At 65.2% G+C, this 16,321-nt stretch carries 16 protein-coding genes; 8 read left to right on the forward strand and 8 right to left on the reverse strand.

What is annotated here, in order from left to right:
* Window positions 1-64 precede the first annotated feature (64 nt).
* Genes ACYVH8_RS03780 through ACYVH8_RS03790 form a run of 3 tightly spaced genes read right to left on the reverse strand, consistent with a single transcriptional unit; the run spans window position 65 to window position 2,493 of the window.
* The gene (locus tag ACYVH8_RS03780; protein ID WP_460487550.1) at window positions 65-1,273 is read right to left on the reverse strand and encodes an FAD binding domain-containing protein; all 1,209 of its coding nucleotides are present in this window, start codon (window positions 1,271-1,273) and stop codon (window positions 65-67) included.
* Window positions 1,273-1,740, reverse strand: coding sequence for a VOC family protein (locus ACYVH8_RS03785; protein ID WP_460487551.1), 468 nt, complete (start codon window positions 1,738-1,740; stop codon window positions 1,273-1,275). The genes ACYVH8_RS03780 and ACYVH8_RS03785 overlap by 1 nt, the downstream gene beginning before the upstream one ends.
* Window positions 1,741-1,764: 24 nt before the next feature.
* Window positions 1,765-2,493: a TetR/AcrR family transcriptional regulator gene (locus tag ACYVH8_RS03790; RefSeq protein ID WP_460487552.1), complete on the reverse strand. Its 729-nt coding sequence runs from the start codon at window positions 2,491-2,493 to the stop codon at window positions 1,765-1,767.
* A 94-nt stretch (window positions 2,494-2,587) separates the two neighbouring features.
* Here ACYVH8_RS03790 and ACYVH8_RS03795 point away from each other — a divergent pair, with 94 nt between their 5' ends.
* From ACYVH8_RS03795 to ACYVH8_RS03810, 4 genes are read left to right on the forward strand one after another with little or no spacing between them, the layout of a single operon-like run.
* Complete coding sequence (locus ACYVH8_RS03795; RefSeq protein WP_460487553.1) at window positions 2,588-3,220, forward strand: CoxG family protein; 633 nt, start codon at window positions 2,588-2,590, stop codon at window positions 3,218-3,220.
* A gap of 40 nt (window positions 3,221-3,260) precedes the next feature.
* The gene (locus ACYVH8_RS03800; protein ID WP_460487554.1) at window positions 3,261-4,133 is read left to right on the forward strand and encodes an FAD binding domain-containing protein; all 873 of its coding nucleotides are present in this window, start codon (window positions 3,261-3,263) and stop codon (window positions 4,131-4,133) included.
* 18 nt (window positions 4,134-4,151) lie between these two features.
* Window positions 4,152-4,673, forward strand: a complete 522-nt coding sequence (locus ACYVH8_RS03805) for a (2Fe-2S)-binding protein (protein ID WP_460487555.1) — start codon at window positions 4,152-4,154, stop codon at window positions 4,671-4,673.
* Window positions 4,670-7,126, forward strand: coding sequence for a xanthine dehydrogenase family protein molybdopterin-binding subunit (locus tag ACYVH8_RS03810; RefSeq protein ID WP_460487556.1), 2,457 nt, complete (start codon window positions 4,670-4,672; stop codon window positions 7,124-7,126). Before ACYVH8_RS03805 ends, ACYVH8_RS03810 begins: the two co-directional genes overlap by 4 nt.
* A gap of 75 nt (window positions 7,127-7,201) precedes the next feature.
* Here the strand turns inward: ACYVH8_RS03810 and ACYVH8_RS03815 are convergent, their stop codons facing one another.
* Complete coding sequence (locus tag ACYVH8_RS03815) at window positions 7,202-7,819, reverse strand: hypothetical protein (protein ID WP_460487557.1); 618 nt, start codon at window positions 7,817-7,819, stop codon at window positions 7,202-7,204.
* Window positions 7,820-7,825: 6 nt separating this feature from the next.
* Window positions 7,826-8,704, reverse strand: a complete 879-nt coding sequence (locus ACYVH8_RS03820) for an ImmA/IrrE family metallo-endopeptidase (RefSeq protein WP_460487558.1) — start codon at window positions 8,702-8,704, stop codon at window positions 7,826-7,828.
* Between the two features lie 545 nt (window positions 8,705-9,249).
* Here ACYVH8_RS03820 and ACYVH8_RS03825 point away from each other — a divergent pair.
* Window positions 9,250-9,909, forward strand: a complete 660-nt coding sequence (locus tag ACYVH8_RS03825) for a sce7726 family protein (protein ID WP_460487559.1) — start codon at window positions 9,250-9,252, stop codon at window positions 9,907-9,909.
* On the opposite strand, the gene ACYVH8_RS03830 is transcribed toward ACYVH8_RS03825, so the two are convergent.
* A complete protein-coding gene (locus ACYVH8_RS03830; protein WP_460487560.1) occupies window positions 9,827-10,876 on the reverse strand; it encodes a beta family protein in 1,050 nt (349 codons plus the stop codon). The two genes, ACYVH8_RS03825 and ACYVH8_RS03830, sit on opposite strands and share 83 nt — an antisense overlap.
* Window positions 10,877-11,277: 401 nt before the next feature.
* Between ACYVH8_RS03830 and mutL the strand changes: the two genes are divergently transcribed.
* The gene (mutL, locus tag ACYVH8_RS03835; protein ID WP_460487561.1) at window positions 11,278-13,206 is read left to right on the forward strand and encodes a DNA mismatch repair endonuclease MutL; all 1,929 of its coding nucleotides are present in this window, start codon (window positions 11,278-11,280) and stop codon (window positions 13,204-13,206) included.
* Window positions 13,207-13,210: 4 nt separating this feature from the next.
* Here mutL and ACYVH8_RS03840 read toward each other — a convergent pair whose 3' ends face one another.
* Both ACYVH8_RS03840 and ACYVH8_RS03845 read right to left on the reverse strand, forming a co-directional pair.
* Window positions 13,211-13,627 (reverse strand): type II toxin-antitoxin system VapC family toxin, encoded by a 417-nt coding sequence (locus tag ACYVH8_RS03840; protein ID WP_460487562.1) that lies wholly within the window; start codon window positions 13,625-13,627, stop codon window positions 13,211-13,213.
* Window positions 13,624-13,857 carry a hypothetical protein gene (locus ACYVH8_RS03845; protein WP_460487563.1) on the reverse strand — a complete coding sequence of 78 codons (234 nt, stop codon included), beginning with the start codon at window positions 13,855-13,857 and terminating at the stop codon, window positions 13,624-13,626. Before ACYVH8_RS03845 ends, ACYVH8_RS03840 begins: the two co-directional genes overlap by 4 nt.
* A gap of 279 nt (window positions 13,858-14,136) precedes the next feature.
* Here ACYVH8_RS03845 and ACYVH8_RS03850 point away from each other — a divergent pair, with 279 nt between their 5' ends.
* Together ACYVH8_RS03850 and miaA are read left to right on the forward strand one after the other, a co-directional pair.
* On the forward strand, window positions 14,137-15,324 hold the full coding sequence (locus ACYVH8_RS03850; RefSeq protein WP_460487564.1) for a multidrug effflux MFS transporter: 1,188 nt from the start codon (window positions 14,137-14,139) through the stop codon (window positions 15,322-15,324).
* Window positions 15,305-16,273, forward strand: a complete 969-nt coding sequence (gene miaA / locus ACYVH8_RS03855) for a tRNA (adenosine(37)-N6)-dimethylallyltransferase MiaA (RefSeq protein WP_460487565.1) — start codon at window positions 15,305-15,307, stop codon at window positions 16,271-16,273. Before ACYVH8_RS03850 ends, miaA begins: the two co-directional genes overlap by 20 nt.
* The last annotated feature ends 48 nt before the right edge of the window (window positions 16,274-16,321 follow it).

Raw genomic sequence — 16,321 nt, forward strand, 5'->3', positions numbered from 1 at the left:
GTCTCCGGTGGTTGTCAGGGTTTGAAAGAAATACCAGCTGCCTGGTGCATTCCAGGTCGAGTTGTCATGCGGGGACGGGCGAGAGGTCGATGGCGGTCTCCATCATCACCTCGCGCGCGTCGCGGTCGATCGAATCGGCGGTCGCCCCCGGCTGGGCGTGCGACTGCATGTAGGCGCCCAAACGGCGCGCGCGCTGCACCGCCGCCTGGCCGGCCGGCCGGCGCAGCTGCTCGAAGGCCCGCAGGGCCTGGGGCGTGGCGCCGTGCGCGGCGATGCAGTCGCTCAGGGCCATGGCGTCCTCGGCGGCCTTGGTCACGCCCATGCCCACGTGCGGGCGCGCGACGAAGGCGGCGTCGCCCATCAGCGCGACGCGGTCGAAGGCGATGCGCTCGCTGCACAGGTCGTAGATCGGCTGCAGAAAGGGCTGCGCCGTCTTCTCCAGCATCTCGGCGAACTGCGGGGCCAGCTTGTCGCGCGCGGCCTGCCGCACGGCGGCCACGTTGCGCCAGTCCACCCTGTGGGGCGGCAGGCCCAGCGGATGGTGCCGGCCGTCGGCGTCGCTCATCAGGGCCTGGAGCGCGCCGTTGTCAGGCGCCGGACGGTACCAGACGAAGTTGTAGCGGCGCTGGCCGCGCGCCACCGAGTTGCCGGCGCCGGCCACCGGGTAGCCGATGAGCTGCTCGTCGGGCGGCAGGCCGAAACCGAAGGTCTCGAACACCGTCTCCAGGGTGTGGCGGGACAGCACCGCCTCGTCGCACACGCCGCGCCAGGCGACGTAGCCGGCGTACTGGATGGGCACCTCCGGCGCGAGCGCATGGCGCACCGCCGAGCGGATGCCGTCGGACGCCACCAGCAGCTCGGCCTCGAAACGGCGGCCGTCCTCGCACTGCACGCTCACACCCGCCCCGGTCTGGCGCACCTGGCTCACGGCCGCGCCCTGCACATGACGCTCGGCCGGAAACACCGCCTGCAGGATGGCGTACAGCCGGCTCCAGGAGGTCAGCACCTGCGGGATGCGGGCCTGGGCCACGGTGTGGCCCGCGCGGTCCAGCACCACGCGGCGCTCGATCGCCACGCCCAGCGGCGCCTCCGAGGTGATGCCGCAGCGCGACAGCGCCGTCACCAGCGGGCGGTGCGTGACGATGCCGGCGCCACGGCCGTCGAGCGAGCCCGTGGCCTTCTCCAGCAGGGTCACGTCGTGTCCGTCGCGCAGCAGCATATTGGCCACGAGCAGGCCACCGAGCGAACCACCGGCGACGAGCATGCGTGCCATCAGGCGGCGGCTTTCGCCTGTTTGGCGTCCAGCTCGGTCTTTTCCTGCGCCGGGTAGTTGAGTTCGATCACCACGCCGCTGGGGTCGTCCAGGAAGAGCTGGTGCAGGCCGATCAGCGGCACGGTGCGCTCGCGGCATTCGATGCCGAGTTTTTTCAGGTGCGCGAGCATACGCTCCAGGCCCTGGGCGAAGAGCGCGATATGGTCCACCGCGCCGCTGCCCTGCAACGAGGAGGCGTCACGGTCGCCGAGGTAGCGCTTGAGGCCCTCGGGGTCGTTCCTGTCGATGCCGATCACGTGCACCATGGCGTTGGCCCAGCTGCCGGTGTCACCGCTGTAGAGCCACAGGCCGGGAAAGGGAAAAGGCGGGCGCGGCCCCACCGTCAGACCCAGCACCTGTTCGTAGAACACCCGTGTGGCGTCCATGTCGGTGGTGCGGATCGAGAAATGGTTGAGTGACAGGGCCATCGTGATCTCTCCTTCGTGGGACGTCTAGGCCAGCGCCAGCACGGGGCTGCGGCTTCGGGCGCGGGGTTTGCCGCCCTGGCCGAACACCTCGGGCAGGGTCTGCAGATAGCCCAGCACGCGGTCGTGCACGAACACCGCGTCGAAGGGGTCGGTCTTGGGGGTGGCCATCTCCAGGCCATAGACCCAGCGGCGCATGCCCATGTAGAAGATGCTGCCGTGCAGGCCCATGAGCAGCTCCATCTCGCGCGGCGTGGGCGGGCCGCGATGGGGCAGGCCCAGGTAGCGCCGGCTCTCGCGCACCAGGCGCGGAAAGAGCTTCTCGCCCAGCAGGGCGAAATAGCGGTCGGTGATGTAGCGGTCGCTCAGGCCCGAGAAGACGAACACGCGCACCCAGTCGCGCTCCAGGATGCGCTTGGCGTACTGGGTGTAGAAGCGGGTGAGCTTGGTCTCCACGTCCAGCGATTTGTCGTCCAGCAGGACCTCCCACTCGCTCTCCCAGCGCGCGGCGAACAGGTCGGCGTAGACGCGTTCGATCAGGGCCTGCTTGGTGGGAAAGTAGTGATAGAGCAGCGTGTGCGTGATGTCGAGTTCGCGCGCCAGGTCGCGCAACTGCCCGTCCAGGCCGTGCTCGGAAAAGAAGCGCACCGCCCCGTCCAGGATCTGGCGTTCGCGCTCGGCCGGCGACAGCCGGCGCCGCGGCGCGGCCGCTTCGGCGACGGGTTTGACAGGGTTTTTACGGATGGATGTGGTCACGGGCTTGCTTGATAGTCCGGGTTAATTTAACGCTTGGTCAATAAGCCGGAATCAGGACAAACCCCAAGCATCCTTCGACGACACAGGACAGCCCATGGAACTACAAGGCAGCGTGACCATCCCCTCCACGCCGGACAAGGTCTGGCGGGCCCTGAACAACCCCGACATGCTGCGCCTGTGCATCCCCGGCTGCGAGGAGGTGCGCCAGATTTCGCCGGAAGAGATGCACGCGCGCGTGCTGCTCAAGCTCGGCCCCGTGCGCGCCAACTTCGTCGGCAAGGTGCTGCTCACCGACGTGCGCCCGCTGCAGGGCTGCACGCTCAACTTCGAAGGCTCGGGGGGCAGCGCCGGTTTCGCCAAGGGCAGCTCGGTCATCACCCTGGCCGCCGTGGCCGAAGGCACGCGCCTGGACTACACCGCGCGGGCCTCGGTGGCGGGCAAGCTGGGCCAGATCGGCGGCCGCCTGATCGACGCCTCGGCGCGCCAGCTGGCCGACCGCTTCTTCGAGGCCTTCAAGGCGCAGCTCAGCGCCGCGCCGGTGCCTGCGCTGCCGCTGGCCCTGGCCGCGCCCTCGCCTGCCGGCCTGCCCGCCCTGGCCCGGGCCGAAGCCCACCCCGCTGCGCCCGGCGGCTGGTTCGACCAGGAAAAACCCCGCCTGCTCTGGTTCGCCGCGGGCGTGGCCTCCACCGCGCTGGGTGTGTGGATGGGCGCGCACTGGCTGCGCTGAGCACGACGCACGCTACACATCTGCCGCGAGGACCCCGCCCATGAAAGCTCCCGCCTTTTCCTACGCCCGCCCCCGGCAGCTCGCCGAGGTGCTGGCCCTGCTCGACCGCCACCGTGACGAGGCCCGCCTGCTGGCCGGCGGCCAGACCCTGCTGGCCACGCTGAACATGCGCCTGTCCGAACCCGCGCTGCTGATCGACCTGCAAGGCGTGACCGCGCTGCGCGGCCTGCAGTTCAGCGGCAACACGCTGCGCATCGGCGCCATGGTCACGCACAGCGAGATCGAAGCCTCGGCCGAGGTGGCGCGCCATGCGCCGCTGCTGGCGATGGCGGCCCCCCACATCGCGCACCGAGCCATCCGCAACCTGGGCACCTTCTGCGGCTCCATCGCCTACGGCGACCCGGCCGCCGAATGGCCGGCCTGCCTGCTGGCACTCGACGGCGTGGTGGTGGCGCGCAGCGTGGCGGGTGAACGCCGCATTGCCGCGAAAGATTTCTACACCGGCCTGTACACGACAACGCTGCAGCCCAATGAAATGATCGTGGCCTGCGAACTCCCGCTGGCCACCAGCGGTCAGCGCTTCGTCTTCGACGAGCTCTCGCGCCGCCATGGCGACTACGCCGTGGTCGGCCTGGCCGCCAGCGCGCACCTGCAGGACGGCATGCTCGGCGGCGTGCGCCTGGCCTGGCTGGGCACCGGCAGCATGCCCCAGCGCTCGCCCGCCACCGAGCAGGCGCTCGACGGTCAGCGCCTCAGCCAGGCCGTGCTGGCGCAGGCGCTGCAGACCCTGCGCGCCGAACTGCAGATCGAAGGCGACCTGACCCACAGCCCCGCCGCCAAACAACATCTGGCCGGGGTAATGCTCAAGCGCGCCCTGCACACCCTGACCCAGCAGCCCGCGCTGCAGGCCTGAACGCCGACGAGGACCCCCATGAGCACCACCCACGAAGCGCCCGACGAACTCGACACGGGCGCCCGCCCGGTCACCCTCACCGTCAACGGTCACTGCGGCCAGCACGCGGTGCAGCCGCGCACCCACCTGGTCGACTTCCTGCGCGAGAGCCTGGGCCTCAAGGGCCCGCACCTGGGCTGCGAGCACGGCGTCTGCGGCGCCTGCACCGTGCGGCTGGACGACACGGTGGTGCGCGGCTGCCTGGTGCTGGCCGTGCAGGCCGACGGCCGGCGCGTGGAAACCATCGAGGGCCTGAGCGAGCGCGGCGCCATCCGCGACCTGCAGCAGGCCTTCATCCGCCACAACGCCCTGCAGTGCGGCTTCTGCACCTCGGGCATGCTGATGGCCGCCAGCGAGCTGCTGGAACACAAGCCCGGGGCCAGCCGCGAGGAAGTGCGCGCCTGGATGAGCGGCAACTACTGCCGCTGCACCGGCTACCAGGCTATCGTCGACGCCGTCTGCGAGGTGCTGGCCGCCCGCCGCCAAGGAGCCCCCGCATGAACGCCCCCGAATCCCGCGCTTTGCAACGGTCCCTCGAAGACGCGCTGACCACCCGCGCCGAAGCCCCGCACACCCCGGTGGCCGAGCCGCTGGGTGGCGCGCTCAAGGACGCGCGCCACATCGGCCAGGCCATCCCGCGCCCCAACATCGAGCGCCTGACCGAAGGCCGCGGCCAGTACGTCGACGACCTGGAGCTGCCGCGCATGGGCCATGTGGTGTTCTGGCGCTCGCCGGTGGCGCACATGAAGATCCTGCGCATCGAGCGCGACTACGCGCGCATGATGCCCGGCGTGCTGGCCGTCTACGACGGCGCGGACCTGGCGACCATCTGCAAGCCCTGGGTGGCCACCCTCACCCACCTGGCCGGCATCAAGTCGGCACCGCAGTACCCCATGGCGATCGAGCGCGCCTGCTGGCAGGGCGAGCCCGTGGTGGCCGTGGTGGCCGAGACCCGGGCCGAGGCCGAGGACGCGCTGCAGTACGTGCAGGTGGAATGGGAGGCCCTGCCCGCCGCGCTGGACATGAACACCGCGCTGAATCCTGAAACGCCCGTCATTCATCCTGAACTCGGCGACAACCTGTGCTTCGCGCGCAGCCTGGACACCGGCGGCGTGGACGAGGCCTTTGCCCAGGCCGACGTGGTGGCCGAGGCCACCTTCGACTTCGGCCGCCACACCGGCGTCACGCTGGAGCCGCGCTGCCAGATCGCCGACTACAACCCCGCCGCCGGCCAGCTCACCGTCTACCACTCGCAGCAGGCACCGCACATGATGCAGGACCTGTACGCGCGCCAGTTCGGCCTGGCCGAAGCGGCGGTGCGCGTGATCTGCAAGGATGTGGGGGGGTCCTTCGGCATCAAGGTGCACGCCTACCCGGACGACTTCGCCACCGTGGCCACCTCCATCCTGCTCAAGCGCCCGGTGAAGTTCGTGGCCGACCGGCTGGAGTCCTTCACCAGTGATATCCATGCGCGTGAGCACCGCGTCCAGGGCCGGATTGCCGCCAGCAAGGAAGGCGACATCCTGGCCTTCGAGATCGACGACGTCACCGGCATCGGCCCCTTCTCCATGTTCCCGCGCACCAGCGGCATCGAGGGCAACCAGGTCGTCAACCTCACCGGCGGCCCCTACAGGCACAAGGCCTACCGCGCCAAGCTCAGCGTGGTGTTCCTGAACAAGACCCCCACCTGCCAGTACCGCGGCGTGGGCCACCCGATCGCCTGCGCGGTGACCGAAGGCCTGGTGGACCTGGCCGCAGCCAAGCTGGGCATGGACCCGCTGGCCTTCCGCCAGCGCAACGTGATCCCCGACCACGCCTACCCGGCCACCGGCGCCTCGGGCATCAAACTCGAAGTACTCTCGCATGAAGCGTGTTTGCGCAAGATCGAGGCGCTGATGGACTACCCCGCACTGCGTGCCGAGCAGGCCGCGCTGCGCGCCAAGGGCATCTACCGTGGCATCGGCTTTGCCACCCTGATCGAACTGACCAACCCCAGCGCTGCTTTCTACGGCGTGGGCGGTGCGCGCATTTCCTCGCAGGATGGCGCCACCCTCCGCCTGGAGCCCACCGGCGGCGTGGCCGTGATGGTGAGCGTGGGCGAACAGGGCCAGGGCACCGAGGCCATCTACGCGCAGATCGCCGCCGACGCCGTGGGCGTGCCCATGAGCGCCGTGCGCCTGGTCACGGGCGACACCGAGACCGTGCCCTACGGCGGCGGCACCTGGGCTTCGCGCGGCGCCGGCATCGGCGGCGAGGCCGTGCTGCAGGCCGGCCTGGCGCTGCGCAGCAACATCCTCAAGGTGGCCGAGGCCATCTTGCAGCGCGACGCCGCCGGCATGAAGGTGCACGACGGCGCGGTGCAAGACGCCGCCACCGGCGAGACCCTGCTGCCCCTGATGGAGCTGGGCCGCGTGGCCTACTACCGCCCGGACACGCTGCCCGCCGGCTTCACCTCGGAGCTGATGGTCACGCGCCACTATGCGCAGCGCGACTACCCTTTCATCTTCACCAACGGCGTGCAGGCCTCCTATGTGGAGGTGGACACCGAGACCGGCTTTGTGAAGCTGCTCAAGCACTGGGCGGTGGAAGACTGCGGCCGTGTCATCAACCCCAAGCTGGTGGACGAGCAGATCCGCGGCGCCATCGTGCAGGGCATCGGCGGCGCGCTGTTCGAAGAGTGCCTCTACGACGACCAGGGCCTCATGACCAACGGCAGCATGGCCGACTACCTGGTGCCCATGGCCAGCGAGATGCCCGACATCGAGGTGGCCCACGTCGAGACGCCCACGCGCAGCTCGGTGCTGGGCGCCAAGGGCGCAGGCGAGGCCGGCACCGCCGGCGCGCCGGGCGCGGTGGTCAATGCCATCAACGACGCGCTGCGCCCGCTGAAGGCGGAAGTCTGGTCACAGCCGGTCACGCCGGAGAAGGTGTTGCGGGCGCTGGGGCATATCTGAGCTGGCGCGTATTCGACGGTTTGCTCACGGAGGAACTAGACACTGAGTTGCCTCCTGGTCAGAACTCTTGAGGCTCTATTTGATCAGAATAGTGGGATCACAAGCGCAGCGAATTTCATTCAAGTACGACTCGAAACCCTCTCGAACCGAGATCTCCGGCGCGTCACATCTACTACCCATGCAAATAAAAATTGCCTTATCCACAGCCGCTTGTGGGCACACACTTTTTCGAACCCAATCTAAGCCGTAGGTATCGAGTGCCAAAAGCAAGACATGCTCGAGCATCACAACGCGGCCGGCAAGCACAGGCCGTATGCTCGCAAGCTTGGAGATTGCCCGGAGTGCACGCTTATCACCAGTAAGCAAACGGGCTCCAGGCGTTGCGATGACTGCCGCTAACAACACCGCCTCTCCCGGATCGATATCGGATGCATTCTCGAAGACCGACAGATCAAAAGCAGTTGCGGCTAGCGGCGCCTTCATCGAAGTAACAGCAGCTAATACCGCTTGTGCGGCATCAGCCGTCTGAAATAACCTGCCATCAGGCTTAGATAAACATCTTTGAGCACGATACCGCACAGAACTCAGAGTGACACATTCGACAATAGGCGTCCCAAGAAGGGCGGGCAGCTTATCCAGCAACTGCCAATGCGCCAGTTTGCATATCGCGTCAACGTCAATAAACAGGCTCACGGTTGATTAGGCCGCTATATCCCAGCCAGTGACTTGCGATACGAGATCTTGCAGATCTTCTGCAATCAGGTCCAGCTTGAGATTCCGTTGAAGATGCGACAGTAGTGAGTCCTGCGGATTCAGATCCTCACTCAAGAATCGAAGAGCCGAAACGGCATCTGGCCATCGCTTGGTGTTGAAAGCATGCCTCAAGATAAAGTTGCCGGCTTCAATGCCATGAACTTGCGACGCAGCACGTGCATTTACAGCGAGCTCGACCGGTTCTGCATCTCGCGACCACGTGGCGATTTGTTCCTCAACATACTGCCCTCCTAAAACTTCCAACGCGAATGCATCCGCCTCGGCTTCTTCACGATCATCGAGAGACTCTGAGGAATATTCAGCCGTCTCTTGCAGAGAGATATCCACTATGCTGGATCCAGGCTGCAGATGTCCTCGTACGATATGCCCCATCTCATGCGCCAAGATAAAACTTAGCCATGCTCGCGAGGACTTCTTCTTCGCAAGAACAATCACTGGCCGATCCCCCACCTGCAAAGCTGCTCCATCCATCTTGCGAACTCCTACTGGAAGATTGGGCAAAGGAATTACTGGAACACCATATCGCCAGCATAAGGAAAGCAGGCCATCAAAACTAAGCATTCCACCTTGGAGTTGACGAGCCTCCTCTTGCACCTGCACAGTATTTGTCGGGAACGGTCGGTATGGCCGCTCCATTGCGGCCACAACCGCCTGTGAAAGAGATGAAGCAATGAAGCTAGCGGCAGACAATGCGTCAACATCAACGTTAGCCTGGTGCTTGAATGCGAGGCGAGAGACGGCTCCTTTGGGAACAATCCGTCCCAGATGAAGCGATTGAAGGTCAATACTAAGACGACGACTCAAGTGAAGTGCGAGCTCAGCTACTCCATCTGAAGTGGACTCAATATCCGGAGTCCACCAATCGGGCAGGAGCCGCCGTACCTGGGCACGTGTGAGCCCAAGTTTTTTGACTGTCTCGTAAAGAGACTTGGCGGTGATATTCAGTGCTTTCTCCTGGATACTTGCGTTGAATGCTTGGACAAAATAGGGGCTAATGCTTCAACCAAATCGGCGATCAGAGCGGCCCCCGCGTCGGAGCCATCCCAGACTTTAGAAAATGCCTCTCTGACCCTGGGGTTATCCAGTGGGTCAAGCATACCACCTATGCCGTCTACAACATCAATCCTGGCATACTTCAAGACAACATGAATGTCACGCGTCAAATTCTTGGTGCGGCCCGTCAAAAACCGGGACAATGTCGGCTGTGCCACGCCTGCAGATGAAGCAAGCTCACTAGCAGAGACTCTTTTTTTGGAAAGGTATTCCTTTAATGCCGCTCTTGCCACCAAAGCTTGGCGCGAATGCGGTCGAGATATTCTTGGCATAATATGCCGACTATAATGCAAATCATGGCATCCGCCCCCATCACTGAAAAAGAGCTTCGCTGCCACGTCATACGCGAGCTCACATATCGCGTGGCGCAATCTCACGCCTCTATTTACGAGGAGCTTGTGATTGAACAAGGTGCCTCGCGCGTTGACATTGCGCTAGTGGGCGATATTTTGGAAGCCTTCGAGTTAAAAAGTGACTTTGACGACTTCGGGCGCCTGCACAACCAGATCCACGCCTACAACAGAGTCTTTGATCGCATCACGCTAGTGACGGGACTGACTCACGCACAAGGCGCAATCAAGCTCATGCCTTCTTGGTGGGGCATCTGGGCCGTAGGTCGCCATTCAAATGGTGACCTAGTCACAGAAGTAGTACGTGAAGCAGGTGTTCACGAGCGCCAAGAAAGTCGAAGCCTCGCTATGTTTTTATGGCGAGATGAAGCCGCGCATGCATTGACATCAGAGACCGGCGCATTCGTCTCCAAGAAGGCCACTAAAAGCCAGTTGCATGACTCCCTAGCAGCCGAACTCAGCCTTGATTCCCTGCGCATCCGAGTCTCAGAGACACTACGAGCGAGGTCAAGTAACAAGTTGGCTACAAGGCCGCAGCAGTCAGGACCAAATGATGGCTTGTCGCGTCCCGACGCCAGCTGCTCGGATTTCCATTGCCTAATTTAGCGTTCGCCGCCTTGTCGTAGCAGGCATCGCCAAAGCTGAATGCTGCACCAGAATATATAGCGTCACCCAACAGCAATAGGCAGAGGTTTTTGTATTGGTTGGGCTTGCCTTTCTTGAACCCACCAGCCTTGAACAAACGCCAGAACCCATCAGCCGCGTACCGAATTGCCACTGAAGGGTTCACCATCTTCGGGTCCATGTCTGGAACCGGAGCAGGATTGCTAACTGTGTAATCAGAATATCTGATCATCTTGTATTTGGCATCTTTTCGGAGGATCTTCCAGATTTGCCACTCGACTCGCGGCAGATCTTTTACACCCTGTCCCATACCCATTAGATTTATTGGGAAAGCCCCCCCAGCCAAGGTTGTGCTTGCCACGTTTACAGCTAATGCGGCGTCTAAGTAAGGCTTTACCAATGCCACTCTTGCAGCCGAAGCCTCGTTGACGATCGAGAATTGATCGATCAACAGGTGCAAGCGCGATCTGGTCAAGCCTTCTTTCGCTAAAAGTTTTACCATCTCATCAATCGTGTCGGCTTGCGTAAAGCCGGTGATGATGCGCAGCACGACCTCAGGAAACGTCTTCAGATCGCCTAAATCCTGCGGTTGCTGGATGAGCATCGACTGAGTAATGACTGGGATGATCTTTCGCTCTGATAGTTTTGCTAGCTGCGTACAAATCACCTGCAGTAACTGCACCTGCCTTTTATAGGCTGGCGCCACATACCGCACATCGATAGCAAATGTCGCGCCCTCAGGGAACGTTTTCTTCAACTCACTAGCCAGCTTAGCCAGATAGGCAGGCAGCACCGCCCTCAGGCCTGCTGCATCCGGAGTCGCGACTATTGGTGGCAATTCAATAAGGGGAACTAACGCGTCCCACTGCGCCGAAGTGAGATGTTGCAAGGCAATGCGTTCGCCCTGCTTCCATTTCAAGATGGGGAGATATTTCCAGTGTGTAGCCATGATTCCTCCGTTTTTTGCTTAAGCAATTTTTTGTCGACAGGAGACCGGCAAAAGAATCCCGCCCTTTGAGTTCTAAGAAAGAACCCCAGAGAAGAGCGTATTTGAATAAACCACTTTTGGCAACCAGGAGTGATTGACGTGGAGATATTGACTGTCATCAGGCGCTGGCATTACAAGAGCACATTTCAATTCGCGAGATCTCCAGGCGTACAAGCCTGGCTCGCGACACAGTGAAGAAATTAGCCGCGGTCAGATGAGACCGAGCCGACGTATGCAAGACGGGTCGACTCAAGCGCCGAAACCAAGTGACCGCAGCCGGCCTAAAGTGCTCAACCGACCCTCGAGATCGGAAGACTGCTTCTAGCCGCAACAGGGCGCTCCGCGCAGCCTAAAATGCCCCGGTGAACGCCCCCCTCTCCCCCGCCCCCCGCCGCCCCATCCGTGAACTGCCGGATGAGCTGATCAGCCAGATCGCCGCTGGCGAAGTGGTGGAGCGCCCCGCCTCGGTGGTGCGCGAGCTGGTGGACAACGCGCTGGACGCCGGCGCCACCCAGATCACCGTGCGCCTGCTGGCCGGCGGCGTGCGCCTGATTTCGGTGGAAGACAACGGCATCGGCATCCCGCGCGAGGAACTGCCCATCGCCCTGAAACGCCACGCCACCAGCAAGATCGCCAGCCTGCAGGATCTCGAATCCGTGGGCACCATGGGTTTCCGTGGCGAGGCGCTGGCCGCCATCAACTCCATTGCCGACTGTGCCATCCTCTCTCGCGTGGCCGAGCAGTCCAGCGCCTTTCTGCTGGACGGCCGCACCGGGGAGATCCGGCTCGTGGCGCGCAGCGCCGGCACCACGGTGGAAGTGAAGGAGCTGTTCTTCAGCACGCCGGCGCGGCGCAAATTCCTCAAGACCGACGCCACCGAACTGGCGCACTGCATCGAGTCCGTGCGCCGCCACGCCCTAGCCCGGCCCGACGTGGGCTTCGCCATCTGGCACGAGGGCAAGCTCGTGGAGCAGTGGCGCGTATGCAGCGGGCCCGAAGCCCTGCAGCAGCGCCTGGCCGACGTGCTGGGCGAGGACTTCATTAGCGAGTCGGTAGCCGTGGATTTCCAGACGGCCGCCGCGCCCGGCGCCTACCATGGCGTCCGGGTCTGGGGCCGAGCCGGCATCCCCGACGCCGCGCGCAGCCGCGCCGACCATCAGTTCTGCTACGTCAACGGCCGTTACGTGCGCGACAAGGTGCTTACCCACGCCGCGCGCAGCGCCTACGAAGACGTGCTGCACGGCCACAAGCAGCCGGTCTACGCGCTCTACGTGGAGATCGACCCGGCGCGCGTGGACGTCAACGTGCACCCCACCAAGATCGAGGTGCGCTTCCGCGACAGCCGCGAAGTGCACCAGGCCGTGCGCCATGCCGTGGAAAGCGCCCTGGCCGCGCCGCGTTCATCGGGTGCGGGCCTGACGGAGAGCCCTCACCCCACCCCTCTCCCAGGGGGAGAGGGAGAAAATTCAGCCTACGCGCCAACGTGGTCGCAGCCCGCTATTGATTTCGGAGCAGCCGAGACCTCGGCCCGGGGCCATGAAGTGCGCGACCTGGGCGCGCTCTGGCAGCCGGCGTCCGCCGGACAACAGCCGCCCGCCCCCGTTCGCCCTGAGCTTGTCGAAGGGCTGGCCCCAAGGGCTTCGACAGGCTCAGCCCGAACGGAAGACGCACAAGCCTGGCCCCTGGGCCGCGAGGGATCAGAAAACACGTGGCCCCTGGGCCGCGCGCTCGCCCAGCTGCAGGGCGTCTACATCCTGGCCGAGAACGCCCAGGGCCTGATCGTGGTCGACATGCACGCCGCGCACGAACGCATCGTCTACGAGCGCCTCAAGAACCAGCTCGACGTGCAGGCCATTGCCAGCCAGCCCCTGTTGATCCCCGCCACCTTCGCCGCCACGCCGCAGGAAGTGGCCACGGCCGAAGCCCACGCCACCACGCTGCTGACCCTGGGCCTGGAGATTTCACCCTTCTCGCCCAGGACCCTGGCCGTGCGCGCCGTGCCGTCCACACTGGCGCAGGGCGATGCCGTGGAACTGGCGCGCAGCGTGCTGGCCGAACTGGGGCAGCACGAGGGCAGCACGGTGATCGAACGCGCACGCAACGAACTGCTGGCCACCATGGCCTGCCACGGCGCCGTGCGCGCGAACCGCAAGCTCACGCTGGAAGAGATGAACGCCCTGCTGCGCGATATGGAACAGACAGAACGCTCCGACCAGTGCAACCACGGCCGCCCGACCTGGCGGCAGGTGACCTTGAAGGACCTGGACGCCTTGTTTTTGCGCGGACGCTAGAAGCTCAGACCGTCGCCAGCAGGCGTATGCGTCCCTCGCTCCTGGCTTTCTCGAAATAACGGCCATCGGCCGTGATGAACTCCGCGCCCGGCGTCTCCAGGGCCACCGCGTGGTACAGGGTATCGAAGACATGGTGCTGATGCCGGATCGCCAGCTCCAGCGCACGGGCGTAGATGCCAGGGTCGTCGGCCGTCTCGAATTCGATGTCGAGCAGATCCAGCATATCGTCCAGCGCCTGCTGTGGTTTGAGCCGCGCCAGCACGGCCGCCACCTCGGCCACGAAATGCGGCGGCTGCAGCAGCCGCACTTCCCCGCTGGCCACCTGCCCCAGCAGACCCAGGGCCTGGGCCAGGTGATCCTCACCAGCCGCATCGGCCAGAAACCACTTCAGGGCCACGCTGGCATCGAGGACCACCGTCACGGCCGGCCTTCTTCACGTGCCGCCCGCAACTGGCCCTGCGAGACGCGGGGCGCCTGCTGCCGGCGGCGGGCGATGCGTTTGTAGGCCGCCATGCTGCGCTGCCGGCGCCGCGCACGCTCCACAGCCTCGCGCATCAGGTCCGCGATGATGGCGCTCTTGTTCTGCCCTTCGAATGCGGCATTGAAGGCATCCTTGACGTCTTCCGGAACACTGAAATTGACGGTGGACATGGCGCGCATTTGATTGTTGAAAATTTCAACAATATTATGGCCACCCATGCCAGACCGCACAAGCAGAATCTGGGGGTATTTCGGGACGGCCTGAACTTTTCCGGCGCGCAAGACATCCTATGCCCCCATGAAACGCTGGCTCCTGCTCCTCCTCGCCCTGATCACGGCCTTCGCCCTGGTCCCGGGTTGCGCCGAGCCGCTGCCGGGCGAGGGATCAGGGCAGGCACTGATCTGGTAGTCTCGCTGGCGATGTCTGCCTCCTCTGCTGCGGCTTCCGCCATGTCCCCCGCCCTGATCGTGCTCGTGCTGTCCCTGCTCCTGGGACTGCAGCCGATCACCACCGACCTTTACCTGCCTGCCCTGCCCGCGCTGACCGCGGGCTTCGGCGCCACGCTGCCGCAGGCGCAGCTCACGCTCACGGCCCTGTTGCTGGCCTTCGGCCTCTCGCAGCTGGTCTGGGGCCCGCTCTCGGACCGTTTTGGCCGCCGGCCCATTCTGCTATGGGGCCTGGCCGCCTATGTCGCGGCCTCGGTGCTCAGCACGCTGGCGCCCACCATGGCGCTGCTGATCGTCGCACGCGTGCTGCAGGGCGCGGCCATGGGCGCGGGTGTGATGTGCGCGCGCGCCATCGTGCGTGACCTCTACCGCCCCGTGGAAGGCGCACGCGTGATGTCCAAGGGCCTCACGGGCCTGGGCGTGATCGCCTGCCTCAGCGGGCCGCTGGGCGGCCTGCTCACGGACATCGCCAGCTGGCGTGTGGCGCTGCTGGCACTGGCCGTGTTCGGCGCGGGCGCACTGGCCCTGGTGGTCTGGCGTTTCGAAGAGACCGTGCCGCAGAAGAACCCGCAGGCCCTGCAGCCCGCCACGCTGCTGGCCACCTGGCGCCAGATCCTGGGCCACCGGACCTTCTGGGCCTGGTCGGCGCTGTCGGGCGCCTCCTACGGCGGGCTGTTCACGGTGCTGGCCTCCTCGTCCTTCATCTTCATCCAGCTGCTGGGGGTCTCGCGCTGGGCCTACGGGCTCATCATGTGCTCGGTGTCCTTCACCTACATCCTGGGCACCGTGGTCTGCCGCTGGCTGCTGCCGCGTTACGGCATGCAGCGCACCGTGGCGCTGGCAGCCACCTTCACCCTCACGGGCGGCACGCTCATGGGCCTGTTCGCGCTCGCGGGGCTGCACAATGGCTGGACCATCATGGGGCCGTTTTATCTTTTCATGCTCGCGCACGGCGTGCACCAGCCCTGCAGCCAGAGCGGCGCCGTGGGCCCCTTCCCTTACGCGGCGGGCGCGGCCTCGGCGCTCAACGGCTTCGCCATGGCGCTGGTTTCCTTCCTCATGGGCAGCGTGCTGGGCGAGGTCATGGACGGCACGGCGCGGCCCCTGATGTACGGCGTGTGGTTCTGGAGTGTGCTGGTCTCGCTGGCGGCCTGGACCCTGGTGCAGAAACATGGCAAGTCCGAGCATTGAATTTCCGACCTGCCTGGCGTTGGCCGGTCCCACGGCCAGCGGCAAGACCGCCGCCGCGCTGGCCATCGCAGCCGAACTGCCGGTGGAGATCATCAGCGTCGATTCGGCCCTGGTCTACCGCGGCATGGACATCGGCACGGCCAAACCCGGCGTGGCCGAGCTGGCCGCCGTGCCGCACCACCTGATCGACATCCGCGACCCGCTGCAGGCCTACAGCGCGGCCGAGTTTGTGCATGACGCCACCGAACTGATCCATGCCATCCACGCACGCGGCCGGCGCCCCCTGCTGGTGGGCGGCACCATGCTTTATTTCAAGGCCCTGTTCGAGGGCATCGACGACATGCCCAGGGCCGACGCGACGCTGCGCGCGCAGATCGAGGCCGAGGCCCAAACAAAAGGCTGGCCGGCCCTGCACGCCGAACTGATGAAGGTGGACCCGCTCACGGCCGCGCGCCTGGCGCCCGGCGACTCGCAGCGCATCCAGCGCGCGCTGGAGGTCTGGCGTGTCTCGGGCCAGCCCCTGTCCTCCTTCCACACACGCAGTGACGCGGCCCGGCCCTCGGACCTGGCCCGCGCCACCACGCTGATCTCGCTGGAACCGACGGACCGCGCCTGGCTGCACGAACGCATCGCCCGGCGCTTCGACACCATGCTGGCCGGCGGCCTGCTGGACGAGGTGCAGCGCCTGCGCGCGCGCGGTGACCTGCACGCCGATCTGCCCTCCATGCGCTGCGTGGGTTACCGCCAGACCTGGGAAGCCCTGGACGGCCGGGCCCCCATGGGCGAGCTGCGCGAGCGCGGCATCTACGCCACGCGCCAGCTGGCCAAGCGCCAGATCACCTGGCTGCGCAGCATGCCGCAGCGCCGTGTGGTGCCCTGCGACGCGCCCGACGCCCTGCAACAAGTGTTGCAAATCGCGCGTGACTGGGCCGCCACAAGATCAGCTTAAGCCCCGGGAACTCGTTACCATGGCCCCGAACGCCAGGCCACGCCACTG

The organism is Curvibacter fontanus (assembly GCF_054780335.1).

Bases quoted from the DNA above. Each gene is read 5' to 3' on its own strand.
- ACYVH8_RS03780 (WP_460487550.1), bottom strand. From the start codon at position 1,273: ATGGCACGCATGCTCGTCGCCGGTGGTTCGCTCGGTGGCCTGCTCGTG.
- ACYVH8_RS03785 (WP_460487551.1), bottom strand. From the start codon at position 1,740: ATGGCCCTGTCACTCAACCATTTCTCGATCCGCACCACCGACATGGAC.
- ACYVH8_RS03795 (WP_460487553.1), top strand. From the start codon at position 2,588: ATGGAACTACAAGGCAGCGTGACCATCCCCTCCACGCCGGACAAGGTC.
- ACYVH8_RS03800 (WP_460487554.1), top strand. From the start codon at position 3,261: ATGAAAGCTCCCGCCTTTTCCTACGCCCGCCCCCGGCAGCTCGCCGAG.
- ACYVH8_RS03805 (WP_460487555.1), top strand. From the start codon at position 4,152: ATGAGCACCACCCACGAAGCGCCCGACGAACTCGACACGGGCGCCCGC.
- ACYVH8_RS03810 (WP_460487556.1), top strand. From the start codon at position 4,670: ATGAACGCCCCCGAATCCCGCGCTTTGCAACGGTCCCTCGAAGACGCG.
- ACYVH8_RS03825 (WP_460487559.1), top strand. From the start codon at position 9,250: ATGGCATCCGCCCCCATCACTGAAAAAGAGCTTCGCTGCCACGTCATA.
- ACYVH8_RS03830 (WP_460487560.1), bottom strand. From the start codon at position 10,876: ATGGCTACACACTGGAAATATCTCCCCATCTTGAAATGGAAGCAGGGC.
- ACYVH8_RS03845 (WP_460487563.1), bottom strand. From the start codon at position 13,857: ATGTCCACCGTCAATTTCAGTGTTCCGGAAGACGTCAAGGATGCCTTC.
- ACYVH8_RS03850 (WP_460487564.1), top strand. From the start codon at position 14,137: ATGTCCCCCGCCCTGATCGTGCTCGTGCTGTCCCTGCTCCTGGGACTG.
- miaA (WP_460487565.1), top strand. From the start codon at position 15,305: ATGGCAAGTCCGAGCATTGAATTTCCGACCTGCCTGGCGTTGGCCGGT.